The 19,261-nt window shown below is 54.6% G+C and carries 8 protein-coding genes; all 8 read right to left on the bottom strand.

The window, feature by feature from the left end:
• Position 1 precedes the first annotated feature (1 nt).
• The gene (locus HOV93_RS03870) at positions 2-1,066 is read right to left on the bottom strand and encodes a hypothetical protein (protein WP_207395149.1); all 1,065 of its coding nucleotides are present in this window, start codon (positions 1,064-1,066) and stop codon (positions 2-4) included.
• Between the two features lie 12 nt (positions 1,067-1,078).
• Positions 1,079-2,896 carry a hypothetical protein gene (locus HOV93_RS03865; RefSeq protein WP_207395148.1) on the bottom strand — a complete coding sequence of 606 codons (1,818 nt, stop codon included), beginning with the start codon at positions 2,894-2,896 and terminating at the stop codon, positions 1,079-1,081.
• 36 nt (positions 2,897-2,932) lie between these two features.
• Positions 2,933-4,375 (bottom strand): SWIM zinc finger family protein, encoded by a 1,443-nt coding sequence (locus HOV93_RS03860; RefSeq protein WP_235989802.1) that lies wholly within the window; start codon positions 4,373-4,375, stop codon positions 2,933-2,935.
• 189 nt (positions 4,376-4,564) lie between these two features.
• Positions 4,565-7,081 carry a hypothetical protein gene (locus tag HOV93_RS03855; protein WP_235989799.1) on the bottom strand — a complete coding sequence of 839 codons (2,517 nt, stop codon included), beginning with the start codon at positions 7,079-7,081 and terminating at the stop codon, positions 4,565-4,567.
• Positions 7,082-7,166: 85 nt separating this feature from the next.
• Entirely contained in the window at positions 7,167-10,928 is a 3,762-nt protein-coding gene (locus tag HOV93_RS03850; RefSeq protein ID WP_207395147.1) for a family 16 glycoside hydrolase, read from the bottom strand.
• A 132-nt stretch (positions 10,929-11,060) separates the two neighbouring features.
• On the bottom strand, positions 11,061-15,104 hold the full coding sequence (locus tag HOV93_RS03845) for a PVC-type heme-binding CxxCH protein (RefSeq protein ID WP_207395146.1): 4,044 nt from the start codon (positions 15,102-15,104) through the stop codon (positions 11,061-11,063).
• 178 nt (positions 15,105-15,282) lie between these two features.
• Positions 15,283-16,689, bottom strand: a complete 1,407-nt coding sequence (locus HOV93_RS03840; protein WP_207395145.1) for a DUF1501 domain-containing protein — start codon at positions 16,687-16,689, stop codon at positions 15,283-15,285.
• A 9-nt stretch (positions 16,690-16,698) separates the two neighbouring features.
• Positions 16,699-19,173: a PSD1 and planctomycete cytochrome C domain-containing protein gene (locus HOV93_RS03835; protein WP_235989798.1), complete on the bottom strand. Its 2,475-nt coding sequence runs from the start codon at positions 19,171-19,173 to the stop codon at positions 16,699-16,701.
• Positions 19,174-19,261: the final 88 nt, after the last annotated feature.

Genomic DNA, 19,261 nt, shown 5'->3' with positions numbered 1-19,261 from the left:
GTTAAGTGTCGTTTTTCAATTGAGTAAGGAACTGGTCTCTCATTTGGGCCAGTTCGCTCGGCAATTCAATGGCTTCCAAACGAGGAACTGATGAATCCGGTAGTCGAGGGATCATCTCCAGGCAAATCGCCACTTCCCAGGCATCTTTCTTTTTGAGGAAGTGCTCGATCGCTTGTTCATACCGATCTAGCAGTTGGGGATGATCGCTAGTTATGAGTAGCCCCACGAATTTGATTGCCCGGATTTTCGACTTCTTGCCATCTTCAATCACTTGGAGCAGTCGTTGTTCGGCCCAGTCTTGAGTGGGCTGGTGACCGGGCCGTGCCAGGGAGCGAATCAGGTCGATGTTTCCGACTTCGATCGCAATGCCTAACCAGCGACCATCGAGACGATCTTCCGGTGAAACATGGTCGATGTGGTTGGGATCGTCTGCATCAACAGAGCCAAGGGCATATCCGTGAGCATAGAGAACACCCGATTGATATAAATCTAACAACTCCATCACGCTTTCGGCTTTTGCCTTGGCATGCTTGCGTTTGGGTGTCTCAGGGGCCGGCGCGACCCAATTGTGGAAGGTATCGAATACCTTCTCTTTCTCACAGAAGCGTAATCCGAGCGTGATAGCCCAAAAAAAGTCGTCGAGATTAAATTCCTCTAACTTATCGAACAGGGCATCGGCGGCCACATCCGTACTGGAGGCCAGGGACTGCATCACCGTAGCATTGATGTCGTGCTTGGGGGCTTTTCCTTGAGCCTTGGCGATCTTGGTTCGGTTATCGAATAGTTCCAGAAGTATGGACTGAGTACTCGCATCCTTCTTGCCGCGAAGTGCATTGACAAGACAAGTCATTCGCTTCGAAACACGGTTCTGTATAGTAGCACTCTTTTTGGTCGCGTCGTAGAGATCACCAAGCTGATCGCGAATCAGTCCTTGTAGTTTCGCATTGACGAGAGGATCCTCGCTTACCCTAGCGGCAGCCAAGGCAACGTCATCCTGCGACTCAATTGCTTCGCATAACTGTGACGAGCTATAAGCTGGGACGGCGACGGATTTCTTTTTGGCCATGGAAACTCCTGACTAAGAACGGCGGTTTTTCAGTTCGGCCACAGCCAGAACGTAGCGGTCGGCTTCTGTATCGGGAAGCTCACCTAGTAGCAATTCAAGTTTTGGAACGGCGTTTTTGTCGAGTGCTGGGATCAAACGAGCGATGCCATACGAGTAGTATCCCATGCTGCGTTTGCTGGTACTTCGGATCGCTTCGATGATCAGATCGACCGTGTCGGGATGCTTCGAGCGAATGATGGCTAGAAGGACGTCCATCAGGTGGTAGTCTACCCGTTTCATTTTCAATCGTTTCTTAAGCTCTGCTTCGATGGCCTTGTGGGCCATGCCGTGGTCGGGGCGAGCGAGCGCGAAGATAAGTTCCATGTTGTTGTGCTTGACTGCCAGGTCGAGCCAACGGGGATCTACCTGATCACGCTTTTGGGCGAGTTCCTGCTCTCGTTCTTTGTCGACCGTTTCGTACCAATAGTGGTAGATCGATCCGACCCGGTTGCCAATGGCCTGGGTGATGGCTTCGGCCTTGGACTGGGCTGCTCGCTTCTTCGTTTTCGCGGTTTTAGCGTTTTCGAGATAGCCGTGGAATTCGTCATAAAACTGAGCAGGGTTACCTTGTTGTATCGCCGCTTGGGTCGCGATTGCCAGTTCGTAGTCATCGTAGGTCTCGTGCTCGGAGATAAGCAAGTCGCGAGTCTTGTCGCTACACTCGGACATGCGAGTCATAACACTGTGCGCGCAGGTCTTGCTGCCAAGTTTTCCCTCGGCCTTCGTAATGGCAGCCCTGTGAGGAAACAGTTCCAGAAGAAGCTTCTCCGTTCCTTTATCGGTGCGGTGTTCAAGGGCCGCCAGGAGAGTCACTAGGCGTGTGTGAGCAGCCTCGTGGGCGTTCTTGTCGGTTTCCTTGGTGTCTAGCAGTGTCTGCCAGGCCAAGCGAGTTTCGGCAAGAAGCACTTTCACGGCATCGGGGTGACGGGTCTTGAGTCCCTCTCGAATCGATCGGAGGTGGCCTTTCTCCTTCATTCTCTGGACGAGATACTTTGCGGCGGCAGCGTTATTAATGACCGCCAAAGCGGAAAAGGCGGCATCACGCACCTTGGTGCCTTTGGCCTTCGACTGCTCAATCAGAAATGAGACGTTCTTGGGGTCACGGAGCTTCGAGATCGCGACAATTTTCACCTCGCTCGAACCATCCTCGAGCACCTCATGGATGATCGATTCTGCACCTGTGGGATCCACGCGATGGAGCAGCGAAAGCCGTCGGGCATCGCCTGCGCCCCCTTTGCGATCGAACTTTTCGAGAACGATGGGGACGATCGACTTACCGTACTGGGGCAGAATCGACTTTTCGACCAGGTCGCCTACTTCGTAGTATGAACCATCTAACGCATCGATGGCTGGTCCTAATAGTCGAGGGTCGGGAAAGGGATCTTGGGAGAGCGATTCCTGGATCAACTCAAGACGCCCAGAGCCGGTTGTGGTCAGGGCATTAGCGACCGATTTCAGCAAACTAGCCGGCGTACGCTTGGGTAGGATGCCTTGTCCGATTTGCTCGACTGGTGTCAGGTCGCCCGTAGCGCCGACTTCTCCTTGCGTGTATAAAATGGCGTTGACCAGCGTGCTGAGATCCAACAGGGCTTCGGCTGATGTCGACTCGTTGCTTTCAACGACCTTGCCGACCGACTCGGCAACCTTTTTAAATACGGGTGCCTTTTCGCCGGACTTTTCAAGTGGGGAGATCAACTTCTTTAAGCGAAAGTCGCCTGGGGCAACATTACTACCAGCGATCGAAAGACGACGCACTTCGTCGTATACCTGGGCGAGAACCGCGATACTCATCGGAAGACTCCTCCAACCAATAAGGGGTTTGCGACGTTAGTACGTGAGTCGGTCAATCGAGTGGGATGTGACGATCGACAGGGGTTTAACCTGCAGCTTACGAGTGTCGAGGTCATGTCGAAAACGAGCAATGAGTGTCTTCCCTGAAAGCAATGACGATGGTAGCAGCGGTAACAAGTTGCATGTGCACGGCTCTTCGGCGAGACCATGTTCGGTAAGGACTAGACGTTGCCCCTTGGCATCTTGAACGACAAGTTGATCGTTCACATGGCCGATACAATCAAAATTCAGGGCATAGACGGGAAGCTTGTCGGCGAGCGGTCCTTTGAGTTGGTTCTTTACCTGTTTGATGACCTCGGCAAAGCTATTGTGGGCGTAGCTGCGGATAGCTTTGAAGTCATTTTCTTCGAGCGGACGCATCGTCATGCCATCCCAACGAATACGCGGATTCGCATCGCCGGGATAGACGCACAGTTCGCTTACCTGAGCGACCTGGAAGAAGCTGTCCTCGGCTTTGATATGCTTCACGGCCGAATAGGGACGGAAGTTTTGCGTAAGTTGAATTTCCCCGTTGCCGAGATTCATCCAGGTCCCGGTATCGACCCATTCGCGCCGGGCCACATTGTCGTAACTGTTGAATGCAAGTTGAACGAGTTCCACGTCGGTCTGTGCAAGTCCAGCATCCTTCAGTTCGCGAAGTTGCCATGCGTGTCCCAGCCAGGCGGCGATGGAGGTTTCTGTTTCTGGTGCCAGTTCGGGGTCTTCCGAGCGGTTTTGAAGATATGATCGCCCCTGTTTGACCAGTGAATGCAGTCGGCCCAATTGATCAAGAGCCTCGCTGTAGATGGTCTCTTGAGATGCGGTTGTTTTGACTTCGTCTGCGTCGAAAAAGAGCTTCGTGTAATCGTGCAGCGCCGACTGGGCACCGGGCAGGTAAGCGTTACCCAACTGCTTGGCTTGCTTCTCGATCTCGCCGGCCGATTTGGCATTCATATTGCCGATGCCGAGACGCACAAGGTCTAAGGTCAGCTTCTCGAGAAGATCGAGTCCGTCGAGTTGGGCTTTGATCTTTTTGGCCAGTGCCGACTTGTTCACTTTGCGAGGTTTGTTGGCGTCTTCTTTTTTCTTGTCGGCTCGGACGGCGGCCTTTTCTCGCTTCTCTTGTAGAGACTCTGGAACTTCGCTCGGTGTAAATGACTTGCCTTCGACGTAAGCGTATAGAAGTCCCAGCGAATGCTTGCAAGGAAACTGCCGGCTTGGGCAGCTACAGCGATACGTGACCGACTGGGGATTGGTAAAGTCTGCCGAACAAAGGTACGGCGTCTTTCCACTTCCCTGACACTCGCCGAACAGTAGCGTGTTGTCGCCGGAGTGGTGTAGGGCGATGAACTTGTTTTTTAATACGAGCCCGCGTCCATTCTTGGCTGCCGCTGCATTTGGAGCTGCTGCCGCAATGAAATCTTCATCAATCGATATCATGACATCCATCCCACGCCATCTTGCAGAAGAGATCGTCTATCCAAGACGTCCGCATTTTGGCCGGGTGGTGCGTCACATTCAAGTTAGGGGGCGACGAATTACAGAAAATTCCTGAATCCTTATTCCAGCGCCAGCGGCGTAAGGCATTTGCCGCTGGTGCACTGTTATGCTGAGCACAAGCGTTAGCGACTACTTGTAGGTCAGCTGGCCGGTGACAGTCGCGTCGTGGGAAGATACCAGGCGGACCCAGTATGCCTGAAAGTCTTTGGGGAACGATAGCGACTTGCTTTCTCCCTCTGCGAGACTTAGCGTTTTGTAGGTTCGCCAGGTGCCGGTGCCATCGATATCGACTTCGATGCGGATATCAGTCGGCTCATCAGTAGAAACGGTAAGCGACTTTTGGTCGTACCCTGTCATCAAATAAGCATCCGAAGGCGAGCCGGCTTCGACTTGGCTGTTATGCCATGGACCTCCGACGCCCACCGGCTTACCGAGCTTCCACAGATCGTCGATCACGCCAGCCCAGACGGCGACTCGACCATCTTCAGAACGAATGATGTGCTCGCCGGAAGCGTCCGCATCAACGCCGCTTAAGATCATCATTCCGCGGTAGCTGCAGTAGTCGTGAATCGCGAACGGGTGACTACAAACGGGACGAATTTTGGCGATGCCATCTGCATTGCGTGCAGGTAGTTCATAAAACGTGCCGCCGCAGTTGAAGAGGTCACGCTCGGTGGCTACTTCTCGCGAGATTCGTAGCGGGCCGAAATCTTCCGTGTCGTCCTTCGTGCTTCTGGGCAAACGCCAGCGTTTTCCTTCATCGTCCACATAAAGGATCGAGGCTTCGTCGAACGTGAGAACGCCTTGGGGAATGGGAGCGTTATTATGCGTCCACTCAAATGCGGTCTGATCTTGGCTATTTGTCAGCTTCAGATCGGCACCTAATTCGTAGAAGCCGTGGTGGACAGGCTGACCGTCGACGACCTGGGTGGCCGCGAAGGCCATCGTTTGCAGGCGATTGCCACGAACGCGAACGATACCTTCGGAGTAATCACTCGAACCAGGCTGGCGAAGGCCTTGAAAGATTGTGGCGGCTGCCGAGTCGCGAACGTCCTGATTGGCATATTGGAACTGAGCGGTCGCTTGCGAGCAATCCTGATCTGTTGTGATACGCACCCAGACGCCTGTTTCATTTTGAGGGAATGCGTGCCAAGTGTTTTCGCCGACGGGTACGGTGATGGTCGTCAGTTCGTTCCATTGGTTGTTGCCTTCCTGGTCGACTTCAACGGTGAAGGTTACTGGTGTCTTGGCATCGTGGAAGAGGCAAAGTGAACGACGCTCGAAACCAGAAAAGAGGAAAGGATCGGACGGTACATTAGCTTGCACTGGGTCGTTTAGCCAAACACTTCCGCGTCCAATCGGGGCCCCGAGCTTGTCGAGAATATCGGTCGATGTGAACCACAAATTGGAATGCGATTGGCCGGGTCCGGCGACTTTCCCCTTGGCTCGACGAGTGTTCAGGAACTCGCTCGCGGCGGCGTCATCGCAGCCGAACACAAGCTGATCGTTCCAACGGCAATAGTCGCCTATCACCTTCAAGTAGGTGGAACGGGGAGCGATGCCTGCGGAATTGGCATGCGTGAAGGTTTTGGGAAAATGCCAGAACATACCATGCATGTTCATGACGAAATCCACTTCGCCGATGTCATGAATGCGGGGCCATTCGGTATTCCAGCCGTGCGCTCCATCGTAACTGTGCGAGGCCTTGGGAAGTCGATAGGTATGCCAATGTCCTTGATCTAACAGCATAAGTAGCAATGAACGGTGATCCCAACCGATCGCCCACACAGGGTCGGTCTCGGGGTTGGGGTTGCCGAGTAAATCGCCGGGACCTCGGACATCGGTGAATTGGTTGCGACGAATGACTTGCCAGGTTTGGCTCTTGCCGTCCCACTCGGCCAGACACCCGGAAGGGATATCGGGACGAGATCGGGCGAGCCCTGAAGCTTCGCCGTTGTTGGCGTAGATCAGACGGCCTTGCCCCGAGTAGAGACCTTTACCGTGATAACCGGGAAGCGCGGCGAAAGGTACGTCGTGCGCGGTCGGATCAGGCCCCACATTTTGGCCGTGTGACTGGTCGTCTTGAAAAAGTTCGGTCACATCCAGCGTTTCCATGTCGACCTCGTAAACGCCTTCTTCCATGGTCGCGTAATAGGCCTTGCCGGCAGGGTCGAACAAGTGCCGGGCATTGCCGGTCAAGCGACCTGGCATGGCATCGGGCGTAATAACGCGAATGTTGGCTTTCGCGTCGATAACATACGGGCCAATCAGAAGTTGATTGCTTTCCTTGTGGATCATGCGATTGGCCGGGGTACCGCCTACGCTTCCTGCGAAGGCTTCGATCTGTAAATCTGGTGTTATCGAGTAAAGCTGGTCGCTGGAACCTTTGGGGTAGTGAGGCCCATAGGTAATAACCCATAGCTTGTCAGCCCACGGCACAACTGCCCCGGTGCCGCATTCACCATGATCGTTCCAGTAGGCCAAGTGCGGATAAATTCCGCTGATGCTACGCGGCTTGTTGGAAGTCTTCTCTTCGTCCGCTAGTAGGAGACCGGATAGAGCGGCAAACAGTATTGCGGTAAGACTGATAAAGCGTAGATGAACTATCGTGCTGATCGAGGATGGTGGAGAATTGGAAGGGGACAAGCGATTTCTCCATGATGAGGCGCAGGAGGGAATGCCGCTGGCTTAGTGCCGGCGAATAATAAGGTAAGGTCTGAGTGGCAAGCGACTATTTGCCTTGACGGTATCGCTTGTCGTTGGGATTGCCGGATGCCATCAGGTAGTTGATCAGGTCGCGAACTTCTTCCGGATTTAGCGGATTGAGCAAGTCCTTGGGCATCTGGGAAACAGGAGACGATTGGACGTCTTCAATTTCGTCTCGTGAAACCTTCACCGGATCAGCATTGGGCTCGTTGGGGTAGATTGTGACCTCTTCGTCATTTTCAACGAGGAGGCCTGTAATCACTCGGCCACTGTCCAACAACACGATCGACGATCCGTATTGATCGGAGATATTCTTGCTAGGATCGACGATCGCCTCGACAAGGTAACGCTGGTCGAACTTGTGAGGGATACTGGTAAGGTCGGGGCCAATGCTACCGCCGAGAGTTCCCAGTCGATGGCATTTGCCGCAGGTCGAGCTAAAGAAAAGCGATCGACCGCGTTCGAAGTTAGGCTTGCCGCGCACAGCCGCCATGGCTGAGTCAAGCGTGTACTGTTTTCCGGGGCCTTCGATTTTGGCAATCGGGAAATCGGGAACAGGATTGAAGTCTTCGCCGGTGATCCCCTCGAGTGCTTTACGCTCGGCGTCGGTGCTGTTACCCAACGCCTCGTCGCGGATACGTGTCAGATAACCAGGGTAGCTGGCGCCTCCTGAGGCCTTGGCGGCTTCGTTCAGAAAAGTGAAGTACGCCTTGCGTTGATTCAGGGTCCAGCCAGAACGCATGTTTCGTAAAATGAAGGCGTAGCCCAGTTCGCGTGTTGGGGGGTGATTGCTCAAGAGAGAATTCACCGTTCCGCCGTAGCGGGCATTACGTGTAGCAAGGGTCGACCAATCAGGAATCTCAGGCGCAGAACGCTTCTCGATCAACATCATCGTTTTGGCGATTACGCTGTCGGCGCGAAGATACGTGAGCACACGAATTAGTTCCGTATTGATGTCGGGGTCGCCGGCTGGTAGCAACGGATCGAGCTGAGCGATAACCTGGGTACGCTCGGACTCGGTCGGAGAACCAAGTCGGATGTAGGTGAGAGAGTAAGCACGCAGCAGACCGAGAAGCTCGCTTTTGTCGAGCGATTTGGCATCCATCTTTAACAAGCTTGCCAACTGTGGGGCACGATGATCTTGGTTGCCCATACGTGCCAGGGCGACGGCCGCCGTCACGTGTGCTTGCGGGTTTTGTTCGCTCAACACCGAAGCAGACCACGTTTCGACTGGCTGGCTTTCAATCGCGGCGCGAGCGGCGTTTCTCAGGAAGCGATCTTTGCTGGAAAGAAATGGCCAGGCAAACTCAACGGCTGCCGGCGCCTCGATTCCGTGGAATGCTTCCAGTTGTCGGCGTTCCGTGCGGGCCTCTGCCGCAGCCGGATCGATTTCGCTAGGGGCTTCTAACGACTCGTCGCCGATGTAGCGAACACGGAACAGAGCCGACTGGGTACCACGGCCACCGATGGTGAAATATAACGCTCCATCATGGCCAACGATGGCATCGGTCACCGGCAGTGGCGAACCGAAGGTAAACGGTTCGGCTTCACCTTGGTAGCTCGCTCCGTGCGGTTTCAAGTGAATCGCGTAGATCGTGCCGAAGGTCCAGTCGAGTGCGAAGATTGCATCTTGGTATCGTGTCGGAAATGCGGTTCCCTTACCGGAAACCACACCGGTCGGAGAGCCAGGGCCGATGTCAACCACTGGTGGAACGCTATCTTCGTAGTAGGCTGGCCACTTGCCGGAACCGCTTCGCCAGCCGTAGTCTGCACCACTGGCCACATGACAAATGCGGGTAGGTCGGTACCACGGCAGGCCCAAATCCCATTCCATGTCGGCATCGAATGTGAAGACATCGCCGAAGCGATTCTTGTCGATATCGTACTGATTTCGGAAGCCGATCGTGTAGACCGTTTGGTCCTTCGTGTCGACGTTCAGACGAGTCATCCAACCGCCTGGGGCCAGTTTTCCGCGAGCATGTCCATTGGCATCCCACATTCGTGGAAGCAGCAGATCCTCGTCCCAGGTTGCGACGTGTGTATTCTTGTACTTACCTAGCGGAGCATGGTTTCCGCCGTCCAAGTAAAGATCGCTTCCATCCTCGGTAACAATGACCGCGTGGTTGCCATGTTCGCCGCCACCAGTTCCGCCGGGAATCGTTTCGGCCGTGTCGAGCTTGTCGTCGCCGTTGGAGTCAGTCAATCGATAAAGGTGCCCACCGTTGCGGTGGACCCACAAGCTATCGAAGGCCCAGATCATCCCTTGAATACCGGATATCGACTTGAGTGCGTCGACCGAGACCGGCTCGATTAGTGGCTCGTAGTCTTCACGAACGGTGATTCGGAACAGTCCCGCTCCTCCTTGATCGCAGGCGTAAAAACGTCCTTGGGGATCAGTCGTCAGCGAGACCCAACTGCCTTGTTCTTTGGGAACGGTATATATGTGATCGACGACGAAGCCTGGTGCGGTGAGAATGTTCTTCGGATTGAGCGGGTCTTTGGCTTCCCCCTTTTGTGTTTGAGAGGTGTAGTTCGGAATTCGCCAAGGGCCATCCCCTAATTTTCCTTTAATGGTGGGCTTGTTCCAGCTTGTGTCGTCGAAAGCGACCTGCTCCCAATCTTTGACTTGGGAATCGCTGATCTTCCAGCTCTCGTCCGTAACGATTGTTTGCTTGGTGCCATCGGTGAGTTCCACGACAAGCTTCAGCACCATTGCAGCGATACCACCTTCGTTTTCACCTGCGACGGCTAAGACGTTGTTGCCTGGCTTAAGCGATTGGGTGATGTTCAACTCAATTGGTGTTTGCCACTGGTTAGTACTTTTGATGGGCTTTCCATTGAGCATTAACTTCATGCTGTTGTCACAGGTGGCATAGAGCCGAGCCGCTTTGACCTTGCCACTTACTTCGAATGTCTTGCGAAGGTTCAGCTTGTGGCCGTCAGGAGAATTCTTCGACCAGATCCACTTGGCAATCGGTTGCGAGGTAAGCCAGGCTTCACTGGATTGGGGGGCCACATCGGTGGGCTCAACAGAAGCGGACTTGTCGTTCGGTGTACCGGACTTGATTGCTTGGGAGAGGACCGCTTGCGCTTCGTCTCCCTTCAGTTGGCGGAGCAGGAGGTTGCGAAATTCGACCTTCATCGGAGGCCCGGCGTGTAGCTGCAAACCGAGGGCTCCTTGCAACATGGCCTGCTTGCTTTTATCGGTGACATCGACCGTGGTGATACCATTGATCTGGTGAATCAAACGATTGCCGACGGCGACGATGTGCACGTCGTTCCAATCGTCATCGGTCAGTAGTTCGCTATCACCGACCTGGCTGGTGACTTTCTTTTTGCCGTCCTCGCTGATCACCACTTGCTGTCCACGGGTGGCGATAATGCCTCGGCCCGTTTTTTCTCCGTAGAGCATGCCGAAGTATTCTTGGCGGGGATGCAAGTCGGCTTGATACCCCTTGAGAACATAGTTATCGGCATCAACGATTTCGCTACGGTACTGCACACCGGAGTTGTTGCCTTGGAAACGGACCTTGCCGCGGAACTCGAAGTCGCCAAGCTGCGGGCCTTGCCAAATGAGAAAGGTGTTTCCGCTGGTGGGATTCTCCGAAGTTGTTTCACCTATGATGGTGCCGTCTTGGACCGACCAGAACTTGTCGAGTCCTTTCCAACCGGAAAGGTCTTTACCGTTGAACAAGACCTGGTATCGCTCATCTGCTGCCAGCAGAGAACTTCCAGTAGCCAAAACAAAGGTCAAGGAAAGTAGGACGCGAGAATAGAATGTCGTCATATCGTGTCGTCTATCTGGGAAGAGAATAAAGGGCAGGACAGTCGCGTAGCGTATGCTTTATCTTACCTCGCTGGCAAGTTGAGGGTGCGACAGCGAGGGAGTTTTTTGAAGGAGAATCGATCAGGAAGTCGATTAGGGAAGAATTTCCAACTTCAAATTGCGGAAACGGACTTCGGTCGGACCTCCTGAGTGAAGTTGCAAAGCGAAGATGCCACGTTTGGCCCCTTCGTGGTCCTGGAGTTGCACACACGGCTGACCATTGAGAAGTGTCTTGATATCGGGTCCCTGAGCGCTGATTTCGTAAGTGTTCCACTGATCTGGCTTCAAGTGCCGCTGGCCGGATTTCTCCCACAGTAGGCCTCGGCCGTGCTCTTCATACAGCTTGCCCCACCAACCGGCCCCGATATCGGCCTGGTATCCTTTGACCGAACCATCTTGTAGTGGCTGGCTGCGAAATTGCACGCCGCTGTTGCCCTCGTTCTTCACGAGTCGCACCTGCATGGTCAAGCGAAAGTTTTCTGCGGCAAGGTCGCTGATTAAAAAACTATTCTGTGGAATGCCTTTGGTTGTCTTCCCGACAATCTCCCCGTCTTCGACAGACCACAGTGCGGGATCACCTGTCCATCCCTTCAGGTCGGTTCCGTTGAACAGATCAGCGGAGTTCTCTGAAGTTGCCAGCAGCGCTGTTTGGGTTTTGCTTTGCAAATAGGCGACCAGTGAACGAACGTCGTGTTCAGAAAATGGTCGAAGTTGGTCGTCTGGCATCATCGACTTATCGCTGAGCCGACGTGCTTCAATTTCATCCTTGGGAAGGGGCAAGACATCTTCGGCCGTTTCTAGAATGAGCGTCTTGTCATCTTCTTGGCGAACAATGCCTGTCAGTACGCGACCAGATTCGAGCAGGATGATCGAAGGTTGGTATTCCTTCGCCATCACGGCACTCGGATCGACGATGTTACTCAAGAGATAGTCGAGGTTCGCTCGGTTCGAGCCTGTTAAATCGGGACCGACGGCTCCACCAACGCCGTACAAAGTGTGGCAACGCTGACAGGTTTTGGCGAAGATGGCACGTCCGAGTTCTATATCGGCCTGGGGTAGCGTCTTCTGGGCGATTAACTTTTTGTAATGCTCGATCAGCTGGGCTTTCTCTTCCGGAGTATCACGAATTGAGCCCCAGACTGATCTCAGCTGCGTGTTGATGTCTATGTCTTGCAGGTTAGACAACTGTCGAACGAGATCGGCGGATAAATCACTAGAAGGGATATCCCCATGGGCGATCGTCGCGAGCAACGCTTTTCCATAGGATGGTCTCGAACACAACGTGGCCAGGGCCAAACGCTTGTCGCCCGGCGACATCTGGGCATATTCAGCAAATAGACTATCGGGCGTTTGGAGGTCATCGTATTGAGCCAGACCCTTGATCGCAATATCGCGATAGGTGGGATTTGGTACGAGGGATTGTAATGTGCTTGGTAGATGGGGATCGTCTGCAGCCAACAGGGCTTCGATTGCAGCCGTTCGCAAACGTGGTTTCGCGAGTTCATTTTGGGCTAGTTGACGCATTCGCGACAGGGCTTTTGCATCACCAAAAGTCACGCCGAGCCCGGTCGCTTCGATGGCAACCTCGCTGTTGCCGTTTGACATCAACTTGCCACCAACTTTGTCCCACTCCGGCGGCATGACGACTTGACGCCGACCAGCCAAAGCCGCACGCATGGCTTTCAGAAATATGAGCTGGGTGTTCGGATCGTCTACCGTGGAGACCCCTTTGACTAATGTTGCTAGAGAGCTATTCGAGTCACCACTGCCGATGCGCCGTAGCATGAATTGGCCTAACTGAGGAATCGACTCGTTTGCAGCCAGACCCAATGCAAGAGCTCGTTCAGGTGCCGCTTCGGCCAGAGGTTCGGCCGCGTACCAATACATCAGGGGAAGATTATGGTCCTGGGCGTCCTCCGCGTGAGAGGTCAATGCCGAGAGCAGTTCCCACCTTGAATCGAGCGACATCCGTTGAGCTGCCGAGGCAAGATAAAGTCGAACCACAGGAGAGGGGTCCTCTTTCGCTAAACGAATCATGGTTTTCGCGAATGACTTCGAGGGTTGGTGGTTGGTCTCAAACGCCAACTGAATCGCCCAACCGCGAACATGCGGGTTGGCATCTTTGGTCATTTGATTGATTCGCTCGGAATCGAGTTTGCCGATTGAGTGCAGTGCCCAGTAGGCCCTTAGCCGGCGCGTCGGGTCAGCGTGGGTGTCGGCGATCTCTTGTAGGCGGGAGATTGCGTTCGGGGCGATATCAACACTAGTCGTCCGATACTGCAATACCTTTCGGGCGTGGCGGACGTACCAGTCGTTGGGGTGCAAAGTTAGCTCGGCCAGTTCGAGATCGCTTTTCCAGGGCAGGTCAACCTTGACCGATTCACTCTTGCCGTAACAGATTTTGTAAACCCGGCCGTTGCTGCGATCGTGCGCAGCCGCATTTCGGTCATGACATGCCTGCATGTCGTACCAGTCGATCATGTAGGCATTTCCGTCGGGCAAGTAGCGGATATTCAATATCTGAGAAGCACGATCTCGCGTGAGCAGGAAGTCTGGGCCATGGCTGCCAACGTATCCAGACCCTTTCGGATGGAGGATATCGACATTCAAACGCTGGCCGTGAATGTTGTTCATAAAGATCTGGCCGCGGTATTGTTCTGGCCAGCGATCTCCCAGATAGATCATGGCTCCTGCGTGAGCATGTCCGCCGCCAGCCTCGTCGGACTTGCTGTTGCCTCCATGCGGAGTCGCACCCAGGTAATGCAAGTGGTCGGCAATTGTTTTGATGTCGTCGTAGGTGTGCGGATTGAAATGAGAACCGGCTTGGCGTTGGTATCGGGCTCCTTGAATCATGTGATAGAGATGCGGGATAACACACGCCGTGGCAAAAGCCTGGCCGTAGTCGTTGAAGTCGACTCCCCAAGGATTGCTCGTGCCGTGGCAGAAGACCTCAAACTCGTGCCGCAGCGGATGATAACGCCAGATGCCGGCGTTGATCCGCTGTCGCTCTGAGTCTGGGGTGCCAGGCTTTCCGACATTGGAATGCGTAAACACCCCATGGCAACCATAAAGCCAACCATCGGGTCCCCAGATGAAAGCATTAAGCGTTTCGTGCGTGTCCTGATATCCCCAGCCGTCGAGCAGCACTTTCGGCTTGCTATCAGGCACATCGTCGCCGTCTTCGTCGGGGATGAATAAAAGGTCGGGTGCCGCACCAACCCAGACGCCGCCAAACCCGACTTCCAGCCCGCTCACCAGATTCAGGCCTTCGAAAAAGACTTTGCGGCTATCGAACTTGCCGTCACCGTCGTCGTCTTCAAAAATCAAGATGCGGTCGCGACCCTCGCCATCTTGGGCACGCTGTGGGTATTCAAACGCTTCCGCCACCCAGAGTCGGCCGCGATCGTCCAATGCCATCGCGATCGGCTGCGTGACTTCAGGCTCGGCGGCACTTACGATTGCCGCAAATCCGTCAGGCAGTTGCATGGCCGCCGCTGCTTGTTCAGCGGATAATCCTGCGTGTGGGTAGTCATCGGCAACCAGCGGCTTAAGGGGAGGCTTCGGTTTAGCCGGAGCTTCGTCGTAGAAGCGAAAATTGTCGAAGTTAAGATGTCCCCAGCCACCGCGGTGTTCGTCGACCAGGCGAATGTAGATCTGCTTGCCTGCGACCGGCTTCAAATCGACGACCACCAGACGCATGTCCTCACGCTTCTCACCAACCGTAGAGTAAAAGACCTTGTCATTGGCGGCACTCACTAGCTCGACTCGGGTTTCTGCAAAGGATCCACCATTGTGTAGAAAGGCCGCCCAGGGATGCGTGACCTGGAACGAGTCCGAGGTGAGTGTGCCGGTGGGTTCGTCTTGCTTACGTTCGTATCCACCGATCCAATACTTGCCCTGGTGTCGGCTCCTCATGTCACTGCGACGACGATGTATGGTGTCTCCCTCGATGGGTTGCTCTTGGAACGCTTCACCTTGGGCCGACCAGTCTTGAAGTGTTCCGGTCTCGAAGTCGAGGTTTAATTGCCGGCCATCATTTCCCTTGGGGAGATAACCTTCCGGTGGGGCTGCCTGCAATGGAGGGGCAACGCATAACAAGAAGCAGACAGCAGAGGCGGAGATCACGATCGCTCGCATGGTCGGGATCCTTTTTCAGCCAAATGGCAAGACGGGAAGAGGGGACTAAGGAGGGAATGTCCACAACGTGAACCAAGGCAGCCACGACGGATCGCCAAGGACTGTTTAGTCTATCACCCGAACCAGGGCGGTTTCCTTATAGATAATGTCCAAGGGGCCGTGAAATTTACCAGGTCGCTCAAGCCAGTATCGGACGAATCAAGTTGCCATCCACATCGGTCAGGCGGAACTCGCGTCCTTGGTAGCGGTAGGTGAGTCGCTCGTGATCGATGCCTAATAGATGCAAAATGGTCGCGTTGAGGTCGTGAACGTGGACTCCGTTATCGACGATGTCCATGCCGAAGTCATCGGTACGCCCGTGACTGACGCCCCCTTTCACGCCGCCACCAGCTAACCACATGGTGAATGCGTCTTTGTGGTGATCGCGACCTGCCACCGAGTTCCCCTTGGCATTGCCACCTTGGCGTAGTGGTGTACGACCGAATTCGGAGCCCCAAACGATGAGCGTATCGTCTAACAAACCCCGTCGCTTGAGATCGAGAATCAGCGCGGCAATCGCTTGGTCGGTTTGCTTGCATTTGGCCGGAAGACGCTTGTCGAGATTGTTATGGTGGTCCCAATCGGCATCGTAAAGCTCGATCAAACGCACACCCCGTTCAACGAGTCGCCGGGCAAGTAGGCAATTATTGGCAAACGATGCTTTCCCTGGCTGGGCCCCGTACAGGGAGAGCGTCTCTTTGGTTTCCCCTTCCAGGTTCATCAGATCCGGTACGGATGCCTGCATGCGAAAGGCCATCTCGTACTGCTCTATCCGCGTTTCAATTTCAGGGTCACCGGTGGCAGCCAAGTGCTGCCGGTTAAGATCGGACACGGTGTCGAGAACGTGTCGCCGATCTTGGGTGGAGTGGTCCTTCGGGTTGGATAAAAACAGCACCGGGTCCCCTTCCGAGCGAAACTGAATTCCTTGATGAATGCTGGGTAGGAAACCACTCGACCAGAGACTTGTTCCGGCGCCTCCTTTAGGGCCGCTAAGCAGGACGATGTAGCCTGGCAGGTTTTCGTTTTCAGATCCTAGACCATAGGATACCCACGACCCAAAACTGGGGCGTCCACCACGACCGAATCCGGAGTGCAGAAACATCTGAGCCGGAGCATGGTTGATCTCTTCGGTATGTACCGAATGGATCATTGCGATCTCATCGGAAACCCCTGCCAGGTGGGGCAGCAGTTCGGAAAAACTATGGCCACACGATCCGTGTTGCCTGTATTTCCATGGGGAACCAGCGAGGGTGGATGTCTTACCAATGAAAGCGAAATCACGATCCTTGGTCACTTCTGCGGGGCAAGGCTGATTATGTCGTTTGACGAGTTCCGGCTTCGGCTCAAACAGATCTAATTGCGACGGAGCGCCGATCATGTGTAAATAGATCACATGCTTGGCACGCGGCACACGATGCGGGGCTAACGTTTTAGCGCTGCCATTGTCTTGCAGCAGAGACGCTAACGCGATGCCACCAAATCCGATGCCTGAATTCCGCAGGAATCCCCGGCGCGTTGTGGCTTGTTGATGGTCTTTGGTGCTCATCGCGACGCGCTAGTCCTTCGTGATGGTTTCGTGTAGGTTCAGCAATGCCGCTGCGACATTGAACCAGCCCTTGTCGATGTCCTGGGGATATAGCTCGACCAAGTGTCTCAGCGTGATAAGTTCCGATTTGTTCGGAGTACGCGCAGTGCACAGTTGGAAGGCGTAAGTCAACTGCTGGTTAAGCGGGCGATCTGCCGCTTCGCTTTGAATTCGCTGCGCCAAGGACTGGGCGGCTTCGACGTAAACGGGGTCGTTCAGCAGCGTGAGAGCTTGCAGGGGAGTATTGGTGCGTGACCGCTGCACCGTGCACGCAAGGCGCGCGTTGGCATCGAAGTTGAGAAAGCTTGGGTAGGGTGAACCTCGTTTAAGGACGACATATATCCCTCGGCGATGTTGCTCGTTGCCGGGGCTAACCTGGTAGTTGTACTTTTGCCCGCCGACTTTGGTCCAAATGCCTGAGGGTTGATATGGACGAATGGGAGGGCCGAACTGCTTGAGGCTAAGCAAGCCGGAAATCGCCAGGGCGTTGTCGCGAATCATTTCGGCATCCATCCGCATGCGTGGACCGCGTGCAAGTTGCTTGTTGCGATCGTCACGTTCTAACTGCTGCGGGGTGATGTTGGACGACTGCTGGTAGGTTGCCGAGTGCACGATCTCCCGCAGTAGTTTCTTGCGCGACCAGCCGTTTTCCATGAACTCGACCGCCAGCCAGTCTAATAGTTCGGGATGGGTTGGTTGCTCTCCTTTGATGCCGAAGTCTTCTTCCGTCGACACGATACCTTGACCGAATAGTTCAGCCCACCAGCGATTGACGACCACGCGAGCGACCAGCGGGTTCTCCTGCGATACCAGCCAGCGTGCCAGCGACAGCCGATTACCCGGCCCCTGGGGCATCGCGTGCAGGATTTCAGGTGTGCCAGGTTGGACAGGCGCGCCGGGGGTCTGATAGTTCCCACGCTCGTATATATGCGTGGGACGCGCTTCTTCAAGTTCGATCATCACCAGCGTCTTGTCCGGCGCGGCAGATTTCAGGTCGCGTTGTATCTTACTTAGCTGTTTGGTGATCTTTTGACTCGAACTATCTTGTTTCATGCAGTGATCAAGCAGCGTCTTTTCTTCTTTAGGGGTCCACTGTTCAGGGGCTTTTGCGATCACCTCTTTGACCGGGTCAGGCATCGACTTCATTGCGTCGGAGTCAATACTTGTGACCCAGGATTTTAATTCGTCTGCGAGTTCGTCGCGTCGCTTAGATTGTTGCTGTTTGACTTCAGCCTGTTTTGTTTGAAGTTGTTTCCGCCGCTGTGCTCGCTGAGGATTCGCGAGATCCATGGACGGTCCCTGAAACGCGATTGAGCTGGGCTTCTTCGAGTCGGTACGGTCTGCCTCGCGCTGCGTGCTATTGAAGAATGCCAGCATCCGGTAGTAGTCCTTCGTGGGGAAAGGATCGTACTTGTGATCGTGACATTGGCAGCATTCGAGCGTCGTTCCGAGCCAGACGGCGCCTGTGGTGTTGACGCGGTCGATGATCTGCTCGGTCCGGGTTTCTTCCGGCAGTGAGCCTGCTTCGACATTGGTCGGAGCGCAGCGATGAAACCCAGTTGCGATCCGAGTCGATTCGGTCGCATCAGGCAAGAGGTCGCCAGCGATTTGCTCGATCGTAAATCGATCGAACGGCATGTCGTCGTTCATCGCTTGTATGACCCAATCGCGATATGCCCAAATCTCGCGGAGATCGTCGCGCTGAAATCCATGCGAGTCAGCATAACGTGCCAAGTCGAGCCAAGGTCGTGCCCAGCGCTCGCCAAATTGCGGTCTTGCTAAAAGCTCGTCAACAATTTGGCGATAATGCTGCTGAGATGGGTTGGATACGAACGCATTCACTTCCTGCGGCGTGGGGGGCAGTCCGATCAAGTCGAGATGGACCCGGCGTAGGAGCTTCTCCGGGGAAGCCGCAGGCGATGGTTCCAACTCAAGCGATTCGAGCTTGGCCAGGACGAAGTGGTCGATCGGAGACTGGGGCCATGGTTTATGTTTCACTTCCGGTAGCATCGGCCGATCAGGTGAGACATATGCCCAGTGCTTGGGAGGGATGAAATCTTGGGGCCAGGTTGCTCCGTTGACAATCCAGTCGCGAAGAGAACTCACCTCATTGGTCGTGAACGGATCGCCCACGGCGGGCATGATTTCGTCATGTCCCTCAGGCAGCATGACTCTTCGCAAAAGTTCGCTATCGTTTGGATTACCAGGGACAACGCTACCCGAATCGAAAAAAGCACGGCGCTCGTCAACGCGTAATCCGGCCTCTTGCGTATCGGCGCCGTGGCATTCAAAGCAGGCCTTGCGAAGGAGGGGGTAGATATCTTGTTCGAAACGTACCGCATCCGTCTGTGAATTATCAGCCGCGAAAGCAACACTTGGCAGCATCGCAACCGCAATAATCGCCACGAGGCGAGCGAAATCTGCTAAATGAGGCAGCTGGGTCATACGATCGCCACGCTCGATTACCGAAGGAGGGAAGTGGAAGGAAACAGAGGAGGAGGGCAAGGAGATGCCCGAATCGCCATTTTAATGG

Source organism: Bremerella alba, from assembly GCF_013618625.1.
GTDB classification, from domain to species: Bacteria; Planctomycetota; Planctomycetia; order Pirellulales; family Pirellulaceae; genus Bremerella; species Bremerella alba.
This window is presented reverse-complemented; position numbering and strand designations above follow the sequence as displayed.